This window comes from Sphingomonas sp. 77B (assembly GCF_056497825.1).
Map to the genome: position 1 here is coordinate 2,949,525 of NZ_JBWMBY010000001.1, position 18,805 is coordinate 2,968,329.

At 66.1% G+C, this 18,805-nt stretch carries 19 protein-coding genes; 12 read left to right on the forward strand and 7 right to left on the reverse strand.

Annotated features, from left to right (window positions below; translation table 11 throughout):
• Nucleotides 1-48: 48 nt before the first annotated feature.
• From AC1GI4_RS13790 to AC1GI4_RS13805, 4 genes are all read right to left on the reverse strand, one after another.
• A complete protein-coding gene (locus AC1GI4_RS13790; RefSeq protein ID WP_479629888.1) occupies nt 49-564 on the reverse strand; it encodes a hypothetical protein in 516 nt (171 codons plus the stop codon).
• 152 nt (nt 565-716) lie between these two features.
• The gene (locus AC1GI4_RS13795; RefSeq protein WP_479629889.1) at nt 717-2,117 is read right to left on the reverse strand and encodes a UdgX family uracil-DNA binding protein; all 1,401 of its coding nucleotides are present in this window, start codon (nt 2,115-2,117) and stop codon (nt 717-719) included.
• Nucleotides 2,118-2,268: 151 nt separating this feature from the next.
• Complete coding sequence (locus tag AC1GI4_RS13800; protein ID WP_332753448.1) at nt 2,269-2,754, reverse strand: hemerythrin domain-containing protein; 486 nt, start codon at nt 2,752-2,754, stop codon at nt 2,269-2,271.
• Nucleotides 2,755-2,816: 62 nt separating this feature from the next.
• Entirely contained in the window at nt 2,817-4,061 is a 1,245-nt protein-coding gene (locus AC1GI4_RS13805) for a putative DNA modification/repair radical SAM protein (RefSeq protein ID WP_294275876.1), read from the reverse strand.
• Between the two features lie 115 nt (nt 4,062-4,176).
• Here AC1GI4_RS13805 and AC1GI4_RS13810 point away from each other — a divergent pair, with 115 nt between their 5' ends.
• The gene (locus AC1GI4_RS13810; RefSeq protein WP_479629890.1) at nt 4,177-4,881 is read left to right on the forward strand and encodes a DUF4163 domain-containing protein; all 705 of its coding nucleotides are present in this window, start codon (nt 4,177-4,179) and stop codon (nt 4,879-4,881) included.
• A gap of 84 nt (nt 4,882-4,965) precedes the next feature.
• Nucleotides 4,966-5,412 (forward strand): GFA family protein, encoded by a 447-nt coding sequence (locus AC1GI4_RS13815; protein WP_479629891.1) that lies wholly within the window; start codon nt 4,966-4,968, stop codon nt 5,410-5,412.
• On the opposite strand, the gene AC1GI4_RS13820 is transcribed toward AC1GI4_RS13815, so the two are convergent.
• Both AC1GI4_RS13820 and mnmA read right to left on the reverse strand, forming a co-directional pair.
• Entirely contained in the window at nt 5,403-5,675 is a 273-nt protein-coding gene (locus AC1GI4_RS13820; protein ID WP_479629892.1) for a UvrB/UvrC motif-containing protein, read from the reverse strand. The two genes, AC1GI4_RS13815 and AC1GI4_RS13820, sit on opposite strands and share 10 nt — an antisense overlap.
• Before the next feature lie 15 nt (nt 5,676-5,690).
• Nucleotides 5,691-6,788 (reverse strand): tRNA 2-thiouridine(34) synthase MnmA, encoded by a 1,098-nt coding sequence (gene mnmA, locus AC1GI4_RS13825; protein ID WP_479630411.1) that lies wholly within the window; start codon nt 6,786-6,788, stop codon nt 5,691-5,693.
• A 184-nt stretch (nt 6,789-6,972) separates the two neighbouring features.
• Here mnmA and AC1GI4_RS13830 point away from each other — a divergent pair, with 184 nt between their 5' ends.
• The 3 genes from AC1GI4_RS13830 to AC1GI4_RS13840 all read left to right on the forward strand — a co-directional run bounded on the left by AC1GI4_RS13830 (nt 6,973) and on the right by AC1GI4_RS13840 (nt 8,003).
• Complete coding sequence (locus AC1GI4_RS13830; protein ID WP_479629893.1) at nt 6,973-7,203, forward strand: hypothetical protein; 231 nt, start codon at nt 6,973-6,975, stop codon at nt 7,201-7,203.
• A gap of 95 nt (nt 7,204-7,298) precedes the next feature.
• On the forward strand, nt 7,299-7,598 hold the full coding sequence (gene sciP, locus AC1GI4_RS13835; protein WP_037569132.1) for a CtrA inhibitor SciP: 300 nt from the start codon (nt 7,299-7,301) through the stop codon (nt 7,596-7,598).
• A gap of 147 nt (nt 7,599-7,745) precedes the next feature.
• Nucleotides 7,746-8,003 carry a GlsB/YeaQ/YmgE family stress response membrane protein gene (locus AC1GI4_RS13840; RefSeq protein ID WP_042483991.1) on the forward strand — a complete coding sequence of 86 codons (258 nt, stop codon included), beginning with the start codon at nt 7,746-7,748 and terminating at the stop codon, nt 8,001-8,003.
• Between the two features lie 140 nt (nt 8,004-8,143).
• On the opposite strand, the gene AC1GI4_RS13845 is transcribed toward AC1GI4_RS13840, so the two are convergent.
• Nucleotides 8,144-8,884, reverse strand: a complete 741-nt coding sequence (locus AC1GI4_RS13845; RefSeq protein WP_294268492.1) for an SIMPL domain-containing protein — start codon at nt 8,882-8,884, stop codon at nt 8,144-8,146.
• A 212-nt stretch (nt 8,885-9,096) separates the two neighbouring features.
• On the opposite strand from AC1GI4_RS13845, the gene AC1GI4_RS13850 reads away from it, so the two are divergent.
• The 7 genes from AC1GI4_RS13850 to AC1GI4_RS13880 all read left to right on the forward strand — a co-directional run bounded on the left by AC1GI4_RS13850 (nt 9,097) and on the right by AC1GI4_RS13880 (nt 18,642).
• Nucleotides 9,097-10,275, forward strand: coding sequence for an efflux RND transporter periplasmic adaptor subunit (locus AC1GI4_RS13850; protein ID WP_294268499.1), 1,179 nt, complete (start codon nt 9,097-9,099; stop codon nt 10,273-10,275).
• A 1-nt stretch (nt 10,276) separates the two neighbouring features.
• The gene (locus AC1GI4_RS13855; RefSeq protein ID WP_294268490.1) at nt 10,277-13,483 is read left to right on the forward strand and encodes an efflux RND transporter permease subunit; all 3,207 of its coding nucleotides are present in this window, start codon (nt 10,277-10,279) and stop codon (nt 13,481-13,483) included.
• 265 nt (nt 13,484-13,748) lie between these two features.
• Complete coding sequence (locus AC1GI4_RS13860) at nt 13,749-14,954, forward strand: DUF445 domain-containing protein (RefSeq protein WP_479630412.1); 1,206 nt, start codon at nt 13,749-13,751, stop codon at nt 14,952-14,954.
• Between the two features lie 97 nt (nt 14,955-15,051).
• Nucleotides 15,052-16,158, forward strand: a complete 1,107-nt coding sequence (locus tag AC1GI4_RS13865) for an ABC transporter permease (RefSeq protein ID WP_294268488.1) — start codon at nt 15,052-15,054, stop codon at nt 16,156-16,158.
• Entirely contained in the window at nt 16,158-17,075 is a 918-nt protein-coding gene (locus AC1GI4_RS13870) for an ABC transporter ATP-binding protein (protein ID WP_479630413.1), read from the forward strand. Before AC1GI4_RS13865 ends, AC1GI4_RS13870 begins: the two co-directional genes overlap by 1 nt.
• Nucleotides 17,075-18,037: an MlaD family protein gene (locus AC1GI4_RS13875; protein WP_294268486.1), complete on the forward strand. Its 963-nt coding sequence runs from the start codon at nt 17,075-17,077 to the stop codon at nt 18,035-18,037. Before AC1GI4_RS13870 ends, AC1GI4_RS13875 begins: the two co-directional genes overlap by 1 nt.
• Before the next feature lie 20 nt (nt 18,038-18,057).
• Nucleotides 18,058-18,642, forward strand: coding sequence for an ABC-type transport auxiliary lipoprotein family protein (locus AC1GI4_RS13880; protein WP_479629894.1), 585 nt, complete (start codon nt 18,058-18,060; stop codon nt 18,640-18,642).
• The last annotated feature ends 163 nt before the right edge of the window (nt 18,643-18,805 follow it).

The window sequence follows — 18,805 nt, forward strand, 5'->3', positions numbered from 1 at the left end:
GTCTAGCGTCGATATATGCCGATTGCGCTCGATCTTTGATTGGAAAACCTAGCGGATGTTAGGATTCCAGAATGCGTGCGCGTGGAACCGCGCCGGGCTCATGGGTTCGGTGCCGTGCTGGTGGCAGCCGTCGATCATACCCGTCACGTCGGCCTCCTGGGCAGGCGTCAGGTCTCGACGAAAGGCGATCGCGCAGGTCCGTTCCGGGATGGCGACTTGATAATCGGGGCCAAGTACATCGTCGAACAGGTTCGGCACCAATAGTCGGGACGGCCCCAGCGCATCCTGATGCAGCATGATCTTGACGAACGGACATCCATGCTCGTCATCCTTCACGCCAGATGCGGGTTGGCGCATGGTCAAACGCGTTAGATTGCCAAGGGCGACCGCCTGCCAGTCTATACCCGCATCGTCCCACGCCTTTGCTTCTTCAAAAGTAACATAAAAGAATTGGTTGCCCTCAACGCAGTCCGCCCACGCCATGGCAAAGGGTAGCGTGCCGATGCGGACGATCGGGCCCGGCCATGCCATGTCGAGACATTCCAGCGGCAGGACGACGGGCATGACACGGACCAGATCAGGGGCTTCCGGCCTGGTCAGCAAGCCTGTTTCGTCCAGCTTCTCCGGAGAATGGGTATGGGCCTTTCGACGGAGTCGGCGGAGTAGTCGAGACAGCATCGCCACGACATATCGGGGGGACTAAAGGACGACAACAGTCAGGACGGCAACGCCTCCGCCGCCAGTTTCAGATCCTCGACGAACCGCGCATATTCGACCTCTTTCGCCGCCGGGTCGGGCAGGCGCAGCAGATAGCTCGGATGGACGGTGATGAAGGCGGTGCCGCCATCGGGCAGGGTCAGCGCCTTGCCCCGTTCACGGCCGATCGTCATGACCTTGCCGAACAGGGAACGTGCCGCCGTTGCGCCCAGGGCCACCGTCACCTGGGGTTGGATCAGCAGGCGTTCCTGCTCGACCCACCATCGGCACGCCTGAATCTCCCCGGCATTGGGCGAGCTGTGGATACGGCGCTTGCCGCGCGGTTCGAATTTGAAATGCTTGACGGCGTTGGTGACGTACGCGGTGGCGCGATCGATCCCCGCTTCCGCCACGGCGCGGTCGAAGACCTGACCGGCGGGGCCGACAAAGGGATGGCCCGCCAGATCCTCCTGGTCGCCGGGCTGTTCGCCGACGAACATCAGGGCGGCATCGACCGGCCCCTCGCCGAACACGGTCTGGGTCGCCGGCGCATGGAGCGGGCAGCGGGTGCAGGTTATCGCCTCGTCGCGCAGCGCGGCCCAGGCCGCCTGCGCATTGCCGCCGCGCCCGGTTCGCACATCCGTCTTGGCGGTGTCGATCATGCCCGTCTCCCGCGCTTGCGCGCCTGCGATCAATTCCGAGACCAACGCCGTTTCCGGCATGTTTTTCCAGTATTTGCGCGGCATCTCCTTCAGCATCGCGCCGATCTTCACGCGGGCGGGATTGAAGATGCTGGCATAATAGGTCTTCCACACCGCCTCGGTCGGATCGCCCTCGGGCGCGTCCGTCTTGGTCGCGCCGGGACCTTCGGTGAGTGTCTTTCCGTCCCAGTGGAGCGAGACCTCGGGCGTCAGGATCGACCAGCGCATCGTGGTAAAGCGATTGACGAAGAAGGCGGCATTGGCCCGCACGATGTGATGCTCGGGCTCGAACCAGGCGACATAGCGTGGGCCGTCGTCATCCTCAGTCTCGCGGAAGCGTAAAAAGGCGCGCATCTTGTGGATGTCGCGCCGCACCGCCTTGGCCAGCCGGTCCAGGCGGCGGATCAGCGGATCGGCCTGATCCTCGATCAGCCGGGGCTGGCGGCGCAATCGGTCGAGCGCGGTGTGGAGCAGCGCGAACCGCTCGGGATCGTTGGACAGGATGACACTGCGCGCGAGGTCGATGAAGGCGCGGGACACGGCGAAGCGGGGCACGCTGGTCGCCGGGGTGTCATCGGCGATCGCGCCGAACAGATCGGCGGACTGCTCGCCGACCTGCCACACGACCTGGTCGGGCGGTACGCTGTCAGCGACCAATCCGCGCGCGGCGTCGCGCCACGCGTCGAAGTCGTCGGGGGCGGGAAGGGTTATGATGCGCATGGCGTCTCAATCCTCCCCGGCACGGGGAGGGGGACCATGCGAAGCATGGTGGAGGGGGCGTACGGCCAGATAGGACCTGCGCGGAAGCCCCCCTCCGTCAGACCTTCGGCCTGCCACCTCCCCGTGCCGGGGAGGATCAGATATGTTCCGATCAATCGCGCTCGTCGCCGCCGGGCGGGTTGGCCTTGGCGTCCTTCGCTTCGATCGGTTTGCGCTCTTCATAGATGTCGGCGAGCTTCTGCTCGGTTGCGTCGTCGAGTTCCTTCTCGGCGGCGGGGAACATCTCTTCCTCTTCCTCGTCGATATGATGCTCGTAGCGATGGCGCATGTGGAAGAATTTGGATTCCCACTCGTCCGACGCGAAGTCGAGGTCCATCATCTCGCCGAGCAGATCGTCGATCTCCTTATGCTCGGACACCGAGTGGCGCGCATCGTCGCGCAGTTCGGGTTCGCCCAGCATGGTGGCATAGAGCGACTCTTCCTCGGCGGCGGCGTGGCTCTGGACCTCGATCCGGAACGCCTCGAACAGCTTCTTGCGCTTGGCACCGTCGCCCTTCAGTTCGGCGAGTTCCTTCAGCATCTCGCGCTGCTTGTCGTGATCGCGCTTCAGATCGGCATAGATGTCGGCGGTGGCCATGATCGTCTCCTTCGCGATGTCCAACGGCGCAAGATGACGGCCGTTTCACCCGCGAATCACTCTCATCCAAAGAGTTCGAGCTGCTCAGTCTTCGGCTTGACCAGCGGCCTCAGGTCCGCCCGCTCGGCCAGCGCCACCGGGCGCCAGTCCTCGGCGATCAGGAAGGGGCGCAGCTTGGCGATCGAGACGGTCAGCCGTCCGACATCCTCCAGTCGCAGCTTGCGCCATTTGCGCGTGGCGATGATCCGGTCGACGGCCTTCACGCCCAGCCCGGGCACGCGCAACAGCATCTCGCGCGGCGCGCGGTTCACATCGACCGGGAAGTTCTGGCGGAATTTCAGCGCCCAGGCGAGCTTGGGATCGATGTCGAGCGGCAGCATCCCCGTCGCCTCGTCCGCCGCCGCCGCGACCTCGTTCGGCTGATAGTCGTAGAAGCGCATCAGCCAGTCGGACTGGTACAGCCGATGCTCGCGCATCAGCGGCGGGCGTTGCAGCGGCAGCACGGCGGAGGCGTCAGGGATCGGGCTGAACGCCGAATAATAGACGCGGCGCAAGCGGAAGCGGTCGTACAAGGTCGCCGCCCGCCCCACGATATCGCGGTCGGTCGCCGCATCCGCCCCGACGATCATCTGGGTCGACTGGCCCGCAGGCGCAAAGCCGGGAGCGGACTTGTATTTCTTGGCCGCGTCGGTTCGGTCCTCGATCGCGGTCTTCACATCGGCCATCGCGCCTTCGATCCGGCCCGCATCCTTTTCGGGGGCAAGGCGACGGAGCCCGCCGACCGTGGGCAGCTCGACATTGATCGACACACGATCGGCATGGACACCCGCCAGGCGCACCAGTTCGGGATCGGCATCGGGAATGGTCTTCAGATGGATATAGCCGCGAAAGCCATGATCCTCGCGCAGGGACCGCGCGACCTCGACGATCTGCTCCATCGTGTAGTTGGAGGACTTGATGATGCCCGAGGAGAGGAACAGTCCCTCGATATAATTGCGCCGGTAGAAGGCCAGGGTCAGGTTCACCACCTCCTGCGCGGTGAAGCGCGCGCGGCGGACGTTCGACGATTTGCGGTTGATGCAATAATGGCAGTCGAAGATGCAGCTGTTCGTCAGCAAAATCTTCAGCAGCGAGATACAGCGGCCATCGGGCGCATAGGCGTGACAGATGCCCATGCCCTCGGTCGAGCCGATCCCCTTCCCGTCACGGCTGTTGCGTTTCGACGTGCCCGACGACGCGCAGGAGGCGTCATATTTGGCGGCATCCGCCAGGATCGCCAGCTTCTCACGGGTGTCGAGTTGCGCCATCTGTTCGATATATGTTCGCATCGATGGCGGGGCAAGCGGAACTCCGCCAGTCATCGGCCGTACAGCCCGTCTGATCCAGATTGACGACATCGAGGGGAGACGGATGATGCGCAAGATGATGTTCGCACTGGCTTTAGTCGGAGGCACGGCCCCCGCCATGGCTCAGGCGGCCGAGACCAAAGCCAAGACCGCCGACTATGAATTTAGCTATGCCTATCCGGCGGCCGCAGCCCGGATCGCGGGTCTCAAGGCGTGGCTCGACGCCGATCGTTCGCGCATCCAGGCGAAGGCGGCTCGCGACAGGGCCGCCGGTCGTCGCGACGCGAAGCAATCGGGCTTTCCTTATAACCGCTATTCCTTCGACAAGACGTGGAAGGTCGTGACCGACACACCGCGTTTCCTGAGCCTGTCGGCGGACAGCTATAGTTTCACCGGCGGCGCGCATGGCTCGCCCGCCTCCCATGGCTTGGTCTGGGACAAGTCGGCGGGGCGGCGGCTGGACCCCAAGGCGGTGTTCACGTCGCTGCCCGCGCTTCAGTCGGCGATCCGCACCGACTATTGCGCCAGGCTCAAGGCCGAGCAGGTGAAGCGCAATCAGGGCGATCTGTCGTCGATGAACGCCTGCCCGCCGGTCAAGGATCTGACCGTGCTGCTCGGGTCTACCAACGGGCGTGCGATCGACCGGATCGGGCTGATCGCCGATCCTTATGTCGCGGGTTCTTATGCTGAAGGGGCGTATGAGGTGACGCTGCCGGTGACGCGGGCGGTTTTGGGAGTGGTGAAACCGGAATATCGTCGGGCGTTTGCCGTGCGGCGATAAGAAAGTTCGACCGAAACTATTGGCGCCCGGGCCCCGCTCTTTCCTATAATCCTCGCATAACATCAGGCGCTAGGAGGGCCTTCGATGGCGGACGCGAAGAATTGCTGGATGGGCCAGTGCCATTGCGGCGCGGTTCGTTTTGAGGTGAGTCTCAGCGACGGTTTCAACACGGTACGCCGCTGTAACTGTTCCTATTGCCGGATGCGTGGCGCGGTGGCTGTTTCTGCCGAGATGGGAGGCGTGACGATTGTTCAGGGACAGGACCAGCTGACAAGTTACCGTTTCAACACCGGGAAGGCCGAGCACTTCTTCTGCTCGGTATGTGGCATCTATACGCACCACCAGCGGCGCTCCAACCAAAACCAGTATGGCGTGAACGTCGCCTGTCTAGACGGCGTGTCGCCGTTCGATTTTACGGAGGTGCCCGTTCATGACGGAGTCCATCACCCCAGCGATACCCTTAAACCGGCAAGGCGTGTTGGCGTACTTCGGTTCATTTCAGAGGGGCATCAGAACGCTGATCAACCCTGACGCCGCCCGCGCCCTTTGGTCATCGGGTCGGGCTTTTTCGGCGGCACCCAGCCTTCGGGGCGTTCGGGGCGAGACTGGCTGGTGCCCAGGCCCATCGCGCCGGGGCGCTGGCGGGCCAGGCCGCTGGTGTCGACGTCCGAATCCTCAGCACCGCCGCGCAGCAGGTTGATCCGGTCGCGTAAGGCCCGCGCCTCCTCGAAGTCGAGGCGTTCGGCGGCCGCTTCCATCTGGCGACGCAGTTCTTCGAGGGTGGGGGCGGTCATGCCCCGATCAACGCCTCAGGCCGCGATGCGTGCCGCCTCGGTCTCGGCGATCCAGCCGCCGCCCAGCACCCGGTCACCGTCATAGAGTACCGCCGCCTGGCCCGGCGACACGCCATATTCGGGCGCCTCGAAGACCAGCCGGTCACCGACCATGCGGGCGGGCACCGGCTTGGCCATGGAGCGGACCTTGGCGAAGAGCGGCCCGTCGAGCGGACCCAGCACGTTCATGGCTGTCAGCCGCGCCGCCTCCACCGCCAGCGCGACGCGCGGGCCGACGACGACGCGCTTGGTGTCGGGTTCCAGCCGGACGACATAGAGCGGTTCGGGGCTGCCGCCGATCTCCAGCCCGCGCCGCTGGCCGACCGTATAGTGGATCAGCCCGCGATGCTCGCCGAGCTTGGCACCAGATAGATCGACGATATCGCCGCGCGTATCCGCTTCCGGACGCAATTTTTTGACGAGGCCTGCATAGTCGCCATCGGGGACGAAGCAGATATCCTGGCTGTCCGGCTTGGTCGCGACGCCCAGGCCCAGTTCGGCGGCGATCTCACGCACTCGCGACTTCGGGAGAGCGCCGAGCGGGAAGCGCAGGAAGTCCAACTGCTCCTGCGTGGTGGCGAACAGGAAATAGCTCTGGTCGCGTGCGGGATCGGCGCCGCGATGCAGCTCCGCGCCGTTCACGCCTTCGACCCTGCGTACATAATGGCCGGTCGCCAGACAGTCCGCGCCCAGGTCGCGGGCCAGCTTCAGCAGGTCGGTGAATTTGGGGCCCATGTTGCACTGGACGCAGGGGATCGGCGTGCGCCCGGCCAGATATTCGTCGGCGAAGCGATCGACCACCTGGGTGCGGAAACTGTCTTCATGGTCAAAGACATAGTGGGCGATGCCCAGGCGATCGCACACCGCGCGCGCGTCGCGGATGTCGCGCCCCGCGCAGCAGGCGCCCGCGCGGCCCACCGCCTCGCCATGGTCGTAGAGTTGCAGGGTGACGCCGATCGTCTCGGCCCCCGTGGCATGGGCGAGCGCGGCCACCACCGAGCTGTCGACGCCGCCCGACATCGCGACCACGATCCGCTTGGCCCGGGGGGAGCCCCCAAGCTGAAAATCCACCATCTGCTCCATGCGCGATCCCATACGCCTTTCGCGCGCGTCATGCAAAAAACTGGAATCTTCCTGTTTCGGCAGGGCCGTGATGGGTCGAGCCCGGTAAAAAAGGTGGAATGCTTTCGGGCCTTTACCCGGCTTTCATATCCCGTCGATAAAAGGGGCGCTCACCCACCGGGATTGGACCGCGCTTTTGGATCTGAGTTTCAACCGTTTCGATCGGGATACCGAACTGACGGTGCTGCCGCCGGACCTGGCCGTGCTGATGGTCGGTGCGACCGCGCGACAGGCGGCCAGCCCAACCGCGGCGGTTCAGGCGGGTTTCGCCCGCGTCTCGCCCGATCCGATGCTGTTCGCCCCGCTGGACGGTGCATTCAACGGCCCCATGGCCAAGGCGCTGATGGGGTGGAGCAGGAATGAATGATCCGTTAACCTTTCGATTTTAGGCGATGTTCAAGGGCACATGGTAGAGCGGCCCTACAGACGACATGGGGTAGGGAGCCCCGACGAGGTTTGATGATGATCGAGAACCAGAAGATCCGCCCTGCCAAGGTAATCGGGCCGCTCGGCGAACCGCTGACGCTCGAAACCCTGCCGCCGCCCAGCACGACGCGCTGGGTCGTCCGTCGCAAGGCGGAGGTGGTGGCGGCCGTCAATGGCGGCCTGCTCTCGGTCGACGAGGTGTGCGACCGCTATGGCCTGACCGTCGAGGAATTCGCCGGGTGGCAGCGGGCGATCGACCGCTCGGGCATGCCGGGCCTGCGCGTTACCCGCATTCAGCATTACCGCTCGCTCTACGAACGCCAGCAGAAATACTGATCCCCGGATGGGCGCCGAATAAAAACGATCGCATTGTTGACATCCTGAAAACGCTTCGTCGAATTGCCGGTACGGGCACGGAACAATAGCCACATTCGCACGTCTTTTCCCCGTGTCCCGCTCGCGGGCCCAACGGAGGGAAAGACAATGGGTATTATCCTGTGGCTTATCGTCGGTGGTGTCATTGGCTGGCTGGCCAGCATCATCATGCGTACCGATGCCCAGCAGGGCATCTTCCTGAACATCGTCGTCGGTGTCGTCGGCGCATTCATCGGCGGCCTGATCTTCGCAGGCGGTTCGATCAACAATGCCGGTCTGACGCTGACCTCGTTCCTCGTTTCGCTGCTGGGCGCCGTCGTCCTGCTGGCGATCGTGAACCTGGTTCGTCGCGGTCGGGTGCGTTAAACAACGCACTTGCTCGTTGAGCGAGAAAGGGCCGCTCGGGAAACCGGGCGGCCCTTTTCGTGTGTCGGGTATGGCGGAGCCGCAGCGTTGCTGCGGCAAGGGACGCCCCCATGCCGTATCAGCGATGGGGGCGTCGTCGCTCAGTTCAGCAAAAAGCGAACCGAGACATTGACGGTCACGTCGCGCTCGCCCGGTGCGATACTGGTCTTTTCCATCGCGTCCGAACGCATGGCCGAGGCGCGGAACATGATCGGCGGCTGGGGGCCACCGGCGTCCGCGCCATTCTCGGAGATCGACACGATCCGCGCGACGCGTAGGCCCGCCGCCTTGGCATAGAGTTCGGCGCGGGCGCGGGCGCGCTGAATCGCGTCGGTTCGTGCTTCGTCCAGCGCGGCGTCGGGCTTGTCGATCGACAGATTGGGGCCATCGATCTGGTTCGCTCCCTGCGCGACCAGCGCGTCGAGCACGCTGCCCGACTTGGCGACATCGCGGAACCGGACGCTGATCGTATTGGTCGCCTGATAGCCGGTGATGGCGGGCGGGACATTGTCGCCATAACGGTATTGCGGCTGGAGCTGCACCGTCGCGGTCTGGATATCGCGATCGGCGATCCCGGCGCGCTTCACGGCGGCGAGCACCCGCGCCATGCGCTGGGCATTGTCCGACAGCGCGGCGGCGGCGGTCGCGCCCTGGCTGACCACACCCGCGCGAATCGTCGCCACGTCGGGCACGCGCGTCGTGCGTCCCTCGGCCGAAACGTCCAGTATCGCCCCGGCGGCAGGGATCAGCGGCTCGACCGTGGCGGCGCCGGTCTGGGCAAGGGCCGTCACGGGCGCGAGCGCGACGGGGGCCAAGGCGGCCATCAACAGTATCTTGTTCATCGACATCTCCCTTTGTGATGATGGATCAAGGCTTTGACGCCTTCCGGCAAAACAGGTGATGAACGCATTGCGCCGACCTTGGAGCCGCCGCAATTCCGGCTTAACAAAAGACACTTGAGCGGTGTGCTATATTTCTATAACACAGCGGGGATATAGGCACTCGTCATGGCAAGATGCGCATGATGGATGCGGTTCGGGGATCGATGACGAACATGAATTACGAGACGGGGGCGATCGGTGGCAGCCAGCATCTGGGGCTGGAGGGGCCGGTGTCCGCACCGCGCAGGCGCTGGATCTGGATCGTTGCGGCGGTGATCGTGCTGGCGCTGGCGGGCTGGCTCCTGTTCGCGCCCAAGAAGCATGAGCCGGCGCAGGGAGCAGGCGCGGGGTCGCAGGTGCCCAACATCACCGTCGTCGTGCCCGGCCAGCAGACGGTCAGCCGCGTGATCTCCGCCACCGGCACGCTGGCCGCGCGCCGCGAGATGCCGGTCGGCGTCGCGGGGGAGGGGGGCATGATTACCCGCGTCCTGGTCGAGCCGGGCCAGTGGGTCCGCGCCGGGCAGGTGCTGGCCACCGTCGACCGCTCGGTCCAGACCCAGACCGCGTCGGCGCTCGATGCGCAGGTCGCGGTCGCCCGGTCTGACCAGCAGATCGCGCAGGCCGAACTCGACCGCGCCCAGCAGCTGGTCGATCGCGGCTTCATCTCCAAGGCCGATCTCCAGCGCCGCACCGCGACGCGCGATGCCGCCGCCGCCCGCGTCCGCGCGGCCCAGGCGTCCTACAAGGAAGCGCAGGCGCGCAACGGCCGCCTCGACATCCGTGCGCCTGCCGAGGGCCTGATCCTGACCCGCGCCGCCGAGCCGGGCCAGATCGTCAGCTCGGGTTCGGGCGTGTTGTTCCGTATGGCGATGGGCGGCCAGATGGAGCTGCGCGCGCAGCTGGCCGAGTCGGACCTGGTCGGCCTGACCGTCGGCGCGCCCGCGACCGTGACCCCGGTCGGCGGCGACAAGAGCTTCAAGGGCGAGGTATGGCAGGTGTCGCCCGTGATCGATCCTCAGACGCGCCAGGGTATTGCGCGCATCGCCCTGTCCTACGACCCGGCATTGCGTCCCGGCGGTTTCGCCGCGGCGACGATCCGCGGCGGCGCGGGACGTGCGCCGATCCTGCCGGACTCCGCGATCCAGAGCGATGACAAGGGCAGCTTCGTCTATATCGTCGGCGCCGACGACAAGGTGGCGCGTCGCGACGTGAAGATCGGTCAGGTGTCGGACGACGGCGTGACCATCGCCTCGGGCCTGAATGGGACGGAACGGGTGGTGCGGTCGGCCGGTGGCTTCCTGGCGGCCGGGCAGCTGGTCCATCCCATCCTTGCAGGCCAGGAGGCCAAGTAAGATGAGTTTCCGCAACATCTCTGCCTGGGCGATCCGGAACCCCGTTCCGCCGATCGTCCTGTTCGTCGCGCTGACGCTGGCGGGGATCGTCAGCTTCATGCGGATGGACGTCAACAACGACCCCGATATCGATTTCCCGATCGTCGTGGTCGTCGTGAACCAGCCGGGTGCGGCGCCGACCGAACTGGAGACCCAGGTCACCCAGCGGGTCGAGGCGGCGTTGCGGAACTTGCAGGGCGTCGACCAGATCACCTCGACCGTGACCGAGGGTCAGTCGCAGACGCTGGTCCAGCTCGACATCGGCACGCCGATCGACCGCGCGGTCAGCGATGCGCGCGATGCGATCACCCAGATCCGCTCGATGTTGCCCGACGGCATCCTCGAGCCGCAGGTGATCCGCGTCGATTCGACCGACAACGACCTCGCCAGCTATTCGGCGGTGGCGTCCAACATGACGCCCGAACAGCTCAGCTGGTATATCGACAATAACGTCACCAAGGAATTGCTGGGCGTCCCCGGCCTGTCCAAGGTCATCCGCAACGGCGGCGTGACGCGGGAGATCCGCGTCATCCTCGATCCGCTGAAGCTCCAGGCGCAAGGGCTGACCGCCAGCGAGGTCAACGCGCAGCTGCGCCTGACCAATCTGAACGCCGCCGGTGGCCGCGCCGAGATCGCAGGCACCGAACAGGCGGTTCGCGTGCTGGGCAATGCACGCAACGCCTATGACCTGGGCCAGACCCAGATCAACGTGCGTGGCGGCCGCACCGTGCGCCTCGCCGATATCGCCACCGTGCGCGACCTTTACGCCGAACAGCGTTCGCAGGCGGCGGTCGACGGGCGACAGGTCATCAGCTTCGACTTCCAGCGGGCCAAGGGCGCCTCGGACGTCAGCGTCTTCAACGGCGCCGTCCAGAAGCTGAAGGATTTGGAAAAGCGCAACCCGGAGGTGAAGTTCGTCCTCCGCTCGAACAGCGTGAAGTACACCGAGGCGCAATATGAAAGCGCCATCCATGCGATGATCGAAGGCGCAGTGCTGGCCGTCATCGTCGTCTTCATCTTCCTGCGCGACTGGCGTGCGACGGTGATCTCGGCACTGGCCATCCCGCTGTCGGCGATTCCGGCCTTCTGGTTCATGGACCTGCTGGGCTTCACGCTGAACCAGATGACGCTGCTTGCGCTCAGCCTGGTGGCGGGCGTGCTGGTCGACGATGCGATCGTGGAGATCGAGAATATCGTCCGGCACATGCGCATGGGCAAATCCGCCTATCAGGCGTCGATCGACGCGGCGGACGAAATCGGTCTCGCCGTGCTGGCGACCACCATGGCGATCGTCGCGGTGTTCCTGCCGGTCGCGCTGATGCCGGGCGTTCCGGGGCAGTATTTCAAGAATTTCGGCCTGACCGTCGTCGTCTCGGTGCTGATGAGCTTGGCCGTCGCGCGTCTCATCACGCCGATGATCGCGGCCTATTTCCTGAAGTCCGCCGGCCATGCCAGCCATGGCGAGGGCAAGCTGATGGACGCCTATATGGCGACGCTGCGCTGGTCGTTGCGCTATGACCGGCCGACCGACGGCGTGCGGCGCGGGATCGTCCGGCGCTTCTTCGGGCGGTTCCGCGACCACCGCCTGTGGGTGATCGGTATCGGCGTGGGCGCCTTCATGCTGACCATCGCGATGTTCGCGATCATCCCCAAGACGTTCCAGCCGCCGCAGGACAATGACCGGGCGGTCGCCAAGATCGAAATGGTGCCCGGCACGACGCTGGCCCAGACCGATCTGGTGGTGAAGCGGGTCGCGGCGTTCCTCAGCAAGCAGCCGGACGTCGAGTCCGTCTATGCGCGCACCGGGGTCGGCAATGGCCGTGTCGTCGCGACGCTGAAGGAGGATCGCTCGATGAAGAGCACCGACTTCGAACGGTCGCTGGCGCCCGAACTGGCGGCGATTCCCGATGCGCGCGTGTCGTTCCAGTCGCAATTCGGCTGGGGATCGAGCGGGCGCGACCTGACCATCACGTTGGGTGGTGACGATCCCGCCGTGTTGCGCGACACCGCCAATAAGATCGTCGAGCAGATGGGCACGTTGCCCGGCCTGGTCGCGCCGCGCATCGTCGGCAATCTCGACCGGCCGGAAATCATCATCCGTCCGCGCCTCGACCTCGCGGCCAATCTGGGCGTGACGACGCAGGCGCTGTCCAGCGCGATCCGCATCGCGACGCTGGGCGACATCGACCAGAATTCGGCCCGCTTCTCGCTGTCCGATCGCCAGGTGCCGATCCGCGTCGCGCTGGACCAGAATGCGCGCGCCCGCCTGTCGACGATCCAGAACCTGCCGGTGCAGACCCAGACCGGCGGCTCGGTGCCCCTGAGCGTCGTCGCCGATATCGGGCTGGGCGCGGGGCCGACGCAGATCGACCGCGTGAACCAGCGGCGTCAGGTGACGGTCGGTGCCGACCTCGCCAAAGGCGTCATCAGCGGCGACGCGATGAAGAAGGTCCATGACCTGCCGATCATGAAGAACCTGCCCATGGGGGTCAGCGAAATGGTGCTGGGCCAGGCCAAGATGCAGGCGGAGATGATGAAGAACTTCTTCACCGCCATCATCTCTGCGGTGTTCCTGGTCTTCGCGGTGCTGGTGCTGCTCTATCGCCGCTTCCTGCCGCCCTTCGTTAACATGGCCTCGCTGTTGCTCGCGCCGCTGGGCGGATTGCTGGCGCTGTATTTCAGTGGCAATCCGCTCTCGCTGCCGGTCTATATCGGCCTGCTGATGCTGCTCGGCATCGTCGCGAAGAACTCGATCCTGCTGATCGACTTCGCGCTGGAGGAGATCGCCAAGGGCGTGCCGATCCGCGAGGCGGTGCTGGACGCCGGGCACAAGCGCGCCCAGCCGATCGTGATGACCACGGTCGCGATGGTGGCGGGCATGATCCCCACCGCGCTGTCGCTGGGCGGCGACGGATCGTGGCGCAGCCCGATGGGCGTGACGGTGATCGGCGGGCTTGCCCTGTCGACGGTCCTGACCCTGTTGATCGTGCCTGCCGCGTTCAGCCTGTCGGTCGGGGTCGAACGCTGGATCGGGCCGCGCCTGGGCCGACGGCTGCTGACGTACAAGCCCGGCGACGAACTGGGCAGCGGCCCGGTGATCGAAGGGCCAGCGGGCGGTCCCGCACTGCCGCCCGCGACCGGCAAGCTGGGCTACGATCCGGCGGAGTGAGTCATCCTCCCCGGCACGGGGAGGGGGACCGCCGCGAAGCGGTGGTGGAGGGGGAGCGCCACAGAGGGCCCCCTATGTGGAAGCCCCCCTCCGTCAGGCCTGTCGGCCTGCCACCTCCCCTTGTAGGGGAGGATCATCCGCCCTCTTTCGTTACGCTCGGGAAAGATTCCGCTTGAACAAAGCCGCCGCTCGCGAATTGTCGTAGGTGATGGAACTCGCAATGCGATCGGGGGGTAGCCAGACCGTTCCACCCGCCCTGCGGAAGATGCGGGTCGTGGCAACGGGGCTGCTGGTCGGTATGGCGGCGCTGTATCTGGTGTCGCGGGGGCTGCAGCCCGTGCATCCCGCCTGGGGCTATGTCCGCGCCTTTGCCGAGGCGGCGATGGTCGGCGGACTGGCCGACTGGTTCGCGGTTACCGCGCTGTTCCGCCATCCGCTTGGCCTGCCCATCCCGCACACCGCGATCGTGCCGCGCAACAAGGACCGGATCGGCGATACGCTCGCCAATTTTCTGCGCACCAATTTCCTGATCCCGCGCGTCGTCGCGCGGCGCATGGTCCGACTGGACGTGGCGGGCGCGGCCGGGCGTTGGCTGGCGCAACCGCCGCAAGAGGGCGGGCGTATCCGCCGCGGTGCCTCACGCCTGTTCGCCGAGATGCTGACCGCCTTCGACCCGCAGCGCCTAGGCGGCATGGTGAAGGCCGGGATCGGGTCGCGCCTGCGCGCCACCGAGGTCGCGCCGATCCTGGGCCAGTTGCTGAAGGCTAGCATCGCCGAGGGGCGTCACCTGCCGCTGCTCGACTCCGTGCTCCGCTGGGCGGCGTCTGCGCTGGACGCCAATGAAGCGATCGTCCGCGCGATGGTCCATGAGCGGGCCGGGGCGATCCTTCGCTGGACCGGGCTGGACGAGACGCTGGCGGACAAGCTGATCGACGGGCTGCACAAGCTGCTCCACGATGTCGCCGAGGATCGCGAGCATCCGCTGCGCCAGAAGATCGAAGAGGGGCTCGATCGCCTCGCCTGGGACCTGCAATATGATCCCGACACCCGCGCCAGGGTGGAGGCGATGAAGGCCGATCTGATCGCCAATCCGGCGATGCAGCGCTGGCTGGACGGCCTGTGGGAGCAGGCGCGCGAGGCGCTGCTGCGCATGGCGCGCGATCCGCAGGCGGTGACGGCCGGGCGCCTGGGCGATGCGATGCGGCAACTGGGCCAGACGCTGCAGGACAATCCGCGGCTGGCGGCGACGATCAACCGCTTCGTCCGCCGCGCGACGGTGGGCATCGCCGCCGATTATGGCGACGGCATCGTCCGGCTGGTGTCGGAGACGGTGCGTGGCTGGGATGCTGATACCGTCACCTCGCGTCTGGAAAATGCGGTGGGCCGCGACCTGCAATATATCCGCATCAACGGGACGTTGGTGGGCGGCAGCGTCGGCCTGATCCTGCATCTGCTGGATCGCCTGCTATGAAAACGTCACCTAGTCGTGTAATTAACGCCGCCAGTCGATTCGTCGTGGGAACGAAGCGCCTTGTCGACGCACCCGCTTTCCCGCAAAGAGGCAGTTGATGAACGCCAAGGCCGATTATCAACATGACCCGGCCGACGGAGGAGCCCTGCGCTTCACCGGCAGCCTGTCGCTGGCCACCTTGGGCAATCTGCCCGATCGGCTGGAACGCGAGGATGCGGCGGTTCGCCGGATCGACCTGTCGCAGGTCGACCGGATCGACACGGTCGGCGCCTGGCTGATCCACCGTTTCGCCGCACGCAACGACGCCGTGATCGACGGTCTGGACGACGACCAGCGCCACCTGTTCGCCAAGGTGACCGAGGCGGATCAGCCGGTCGCGATGCGCCCCAAGCCGGTCAGCCCCTTCGCGCGCGTGGCGGGCGAGGTCGGCGATGCGGTGGTCGCCGCCTTCCAGACGCTGTACGGCCTGCTCGGCTTCATGGGCGCGACCGTGCTCGCCGGACTGGCGGTGATCCGCCATCCGCGCCGCTTTCGCTTCAACGCGGTGGTGCATGAGTTCGAGACGGTCGGTGTCTCGGCACTGGCCATCGTCGGCCTGATGAGCTTCCTGATCGGCATCGTCATCGCGCAACAGGGCGCGGTGCAGCTGCGCCAGTTCGGTGCCGAGGTGTTCACGATCAACCTGGTCGGCCGGCTGACCCTGCGCGAACTGGGCGTGCTGATGACCGCGATCATGGTCGCGGGTCGCTCGGGATCGGCCTTCGCGGCGCAGCTCGGCACGATGAAGCTGACCGAAGAGATCGACGCGATGCGTGTCATCGGCGTCTCGCCGATGGAGGCGCTGGTCGTGCCGCGTACCATCGCGGCGATCACGCTGATGCCGCTCCTGGGCTTCTATTCCTCGCTGATCGCGATGATCGGCGGCTGTTTCCTCGCGGCGGTGTCGCTGGGCATCCCGCCCGTCACCTTCATCGCGCGCATCCGCGAAGTGGTGCCGATCACTGACCTCTATGTCGGCCTCATCAAGGCGCCCGTATTCGGCGCGATCATCGCGATCGCGGGCTGTTTCCAGGGGATGCAGGTCAAGTCGGATGCCGAGCAGGTCGGCCTGCGCACCACGGCGGCGGTGGTGCAGGCGATCTTCTTGGTGATCGTGCTCGACGCCTTTTTCGCGGTCTTCTTCACCTGGATCGGATGGGATTGATGGCCGGGCAGGACGAACATCTCATCCAGGTCCGGGGGCTGCGCAACAGCTTCGGGGAGCAGGTCATCCATGACGGGCTCGACCTGGACGTGCGCAAGGGCGAGATCCTGGGCGTCGTCGGCGGGTCGGGCACCGGCAAGTCGGTCCTGATGCGCACGATCATCGGCCTGCAGACCCCCGATGCGGGCGAGATCACCGTGTTCGGTGAGCCGACCATCGGGCGCGAGGCGACCGAGGCGGTCGATGTCCGCAAGCGCTGGGGCGTGCTGTTCCAGGGCGGCGCGCTGTTCTCGACGCTGACAGTCGCGGAGAATGTCGCGGTGCCGTTGCGCGAATTCTACCGCGATCTGCCGCAGGCGCTGATGGACGAGATCGCGTCCTACAAGGTCGTGATGACCGGCCTTCCCGCCGATGCCGGGCCGAAATATCCGGCCGAGCTGTCGGGCGGCATGAAGAAGCGGGCAGGGCTGGCGCGTGCGCTGGCGCTCGACCCCGAACTCCTCTTCCTCGATGAGCCGACCGCAGGTCTCGACCCGATCGGCGCGGCCGCGTTCGACCAGCTGATCGCCTCGCTCCAGAAGACGCTGGGGCTCACCGTGTTCCTCATCACCCATGATCTGGATACGCTCTACGCGATCTGCGACCGGGTGGCGGTGCTGGCCGACAAGAAGGTGATCGCGGTCGGTACGATCGACGAGCTGATCGCGCTCGACCATCCGTGGATCGAGGAATATTTCAAGGGGCCGCGCGGCCGTGCCGCCGTCGCCGCCAAGGACGAGGTGGCGGATATCCGCCCTCGTTCGGCGGACGCGGACGCCGCGCGCCACCCCACCGAAGTCGACGCCCATGCCACGGGACAGCGGTCCCAGGGCAATGCGGCCGATGCCCATGCGAGAGGCGAAGCAGGGACACGCTGATGGAAACCCGTTCGAACCACGTCCTTGTCGGCTCTGTCGTGCTGATCCTGCTCGCAGTGCTGGCGATCTTCACCGTCTGGATCGCCCGTCTGGGCGGCACGTCGGAGAAGGAATATGACATCTTCTTCCGCCAGTCGGTGGACGGCCTGGCCAAGGGCTCGGCGGTCACTTACTCGGGTGTGCCCTCGGGGCAGGTGAAGGAAATCGCGCTGTGGCGCCCCGATCCGCAATTCGTGCGGGTGCGCGTGGCGGTCAACGAGCAGACGCCGATCCTGCAGGGAACGACCGCGTCGATCTCGGCCAGCTTCACCGGCACCAGCACCATCTCGCTGGACGGCGCCCGCAAGGGCGCGCCGCCGATCACCTGCCCGCAGCCGGACAACAAGACGGTCTGCCCGTATGGTGTGCCGGTCATCCCGACCAAGCAGGGCGGCATCGGCGCGATCCTGAACTCCGCGCCGCAGCTGCTCGAGCGGCTGTCGACGCTGACCGAGCGACTGACCGGGCTTTTGTCGGATCGCAACCAGGCGTCGATCGCCGGGATTTTGGACAATACCAACCGCCTGACCGATGCGCTCGCCGATCGCGGGCCGGAGATCGCCGCAACGCTGGCTCAGACGCGCGTGGCGATCCAGCAGGCGGGTGACGCGGCGCAGTCGATCGGCCAGCTGGCGGCGACCACCAACGGCATTCTTGCCGAGGACGTGAAGCCGACCATGGTCAATCTGAACAAGGCGATCGCCTCGGCGCAGAAGAGTGCGGACACGCTGAACTCGGCGATCGGCGACGCGCGGCCGGGCCTCCAGACCTTCTCGAAGCAGACCGTGCCCGAGGTGGATCGTCTGGTGAAGGATCTGCGCGTGATGACCCAGTCGCTGTCGGCGGTCGCCGAAAAGGTCGACCAGCAGGGCGCAGGGTCGCTGATCGGGCAGCAGAAGCTGCCGGACTATAAGGGCAAGTGAGGATGCCGATGAGGACCGTCATGAAGACTCCGCTGATCGTGATGCTCGCATCGCTTCCACTCGCCGGGTGCATCAGCTTCGGCGCCAAGCCGCCGCCCTCGCTGTTGACGCTCCGGGCGCAGTCCGCGCCCCCCGTGGGTCAGACGCAGGACTCCGGGCCGGGCCGGTCGATCACCATCCAGGTGCCGTCCTCGCCGCAGGAACTGGCGACGGCGCGCGTGCCGGTGCAGGAGAATCCGACCAGCATCGCCTATGTGAAGGACGCGCAATGGGCCGAGCCGCCCGCCCGGCTGTTCGCGCGGCTGATGGCCGACACGCTGACCGCGCGGGTCGGCCGTGTCGTCCTGTCCTCGCGGGACTCGATCGGTGATCCCGGCGCCCGGCTGGGCGGCGAGCTGCGCCAGTTCGGCATGGACGCGACCCGGCGTGAGGCGGTGGTGATGTATGATGCTACGCTGCAACGCGACGGCCAGAATATGATCGAGAAGCGCCGCTTCGAGGCGCGCGTGCCGATCGGCAAGATCGACGCGACGAGCGTCGGCCCGGCGCTGAACCAGGCGGCGAATCAGGTTGCGCAGCAGGTGTCCGACTGGGTGGGGCGGTAAGAGCTGATCCTCCCCTGCAAGGGGAGGGGGACCATGCGAAGCATGGTGGAGGGGGATCGCCCCTAGGGGTGACTTTTATTGAAGCCCCCCTCCGTCAGGGCTTGCGCCCTGCCACCTCCCCGCATCGGGGGAGGATTTTTGATTGAAGTGGAACTTTCGCTCC

What these genes read in the sequence shown, in the direction of transcription:
- AC1GI4_RS13795 (WP_479629889.1), bottom strand. Translation starts at nt 2,117, where the DNA reads ATGCGCATCATAACCCTTCCCGCCCCCGACGACTTCGACGCGTGGCGC.
- AC1GI4_RS13820 (WP_479629892.1), bottom strand. Translation starts at nt 5,675, where the DNA reads ATGACCGCCCCCACCCTCGAAGAACTGCGTCGCCAGATGGAAGCGGCC.
- AC1GI4_RS13790 (WP_479629888.1), bottom strand. Translation starts at nt 564, where the DNA reads ATGCCCGTCGTCCTGCCGCTGGAATGTCTCGACATGGCATGGCCGGGC.
- AC1GI4_RS13845 (WP_294268492.1), bottom strand. Translation starts at nt 8,884, where the DNA reads ATGAACAAGATACTGTTGATGGCCGCCTTGGCCCCCGTCGCGCTCGCG.
- AC1GI4_RS13850 (WP_294268499.1), top strand. Translation starts at nt 9,097, where the DNA reads ATGAATTACGAGACGGGGGCGATCGGTGGCAGCCAGCATCTGGGGCTG.
- AC1GI4_RS13875 (WP_294268486.1), top strand. Translation starts at nt 17,075, where the DNA reads ATGGAAACCCGTTCGAACCACGTCCTTGTCGGCTCTGTCGTGCTGATC.
- AC1GI4_RS13815 (WP_479629891.1), top strand. Translation starts at nt 4,966, where the DNA reads ATGGCGGACGCGAAGAATTGCTGGATGGGCCAGTGCCATTGCGGCGCG.
- AC1GI4_RS13860 (WP_479630412.1), top strand. Translation starts at nt 13,749, where the DNA reads ATGCGGGTCGTGGCAACGGGGCTGCTGGTCGGTATGGCGGCGCTGTAT.
- AC1GI4_RS13810 (WP_479629890.1), top strand. Translation starts at nt 4,177, where the DNA reads ATGATGTTCGCACTGGCTTTAGTCGGAGGCACGGCCCCCGCCATGGCT.
- AC1GI4_RS13880 (WP_479629894.1), top strand. Translation starts at nt 18,058, where the DNA reads ATGAAGACTCCGCTGATCGTGATGCTCGCATCGCTTCCACTCGCCGGG.
- mnmA (WP_479630411.1), bottom strand. Translation starts at nt 6,788, where the DNA reads ATGGTGGATTTTCAGCTTGGGGGCTCCCCCCGGGCCAAGCGGATCGTG.
- AC1GI4_RS13870 (WP_479630413.1), top strand. Translation starts at nt 16,158, where the DNA reads ATGGCCGGGCAGGACGAACATCTCATCCAGGTCCGGGGGCTGCGCAAC.
- AC1GI4_RS13800 (WP_332753448.1), bottom strand. Translation starts at nt 2,754, where the DNA reads ATGGCCACCGCCGACATCTATGCCGATCTGAAGCGCGATCACGACAAG.
- AC1GI4_RS13855 (WP_294268490.1), top strand. Translation starts at nt 10,277, where the DNA reads ATGAGTTTCCGCAACATCTCTGCCTGGGCGATCCGGAACCCCGTTCCG.
- sciP (WP_037569132.1), top strand. Translation starts at nt 7,299, where the DNA reads ATGATCGAGAACCAGAAGATCCGCCCTGCCAAGGTAATCGGGCCGCTC.
- AC1GI4_RS13840 (WP_042483991.1), top strand. Translation starts at nt 7,746, where the DNA reads ATGGGTATTATCCTGTGGCTTATCGTCGGTGGTGTCATTGGCTGGCTG.
- AC1GI4_RS13805 (WP_294275876.1), bottom strand. Translation starts at nt 4,061, where the DNA reads ATGGCGCAACTCGACACCCGTGAGAAGCTGGCGATCCTGGCGGATGCC.
- AC1GI4_RS13865 (WP_294268488.1), top strand. Translation starts at nt 15,052, where the DNA reads ATGAACGCCAAGGCCGATTATCAACATGACCCGGCCGACGGAGGAGCC.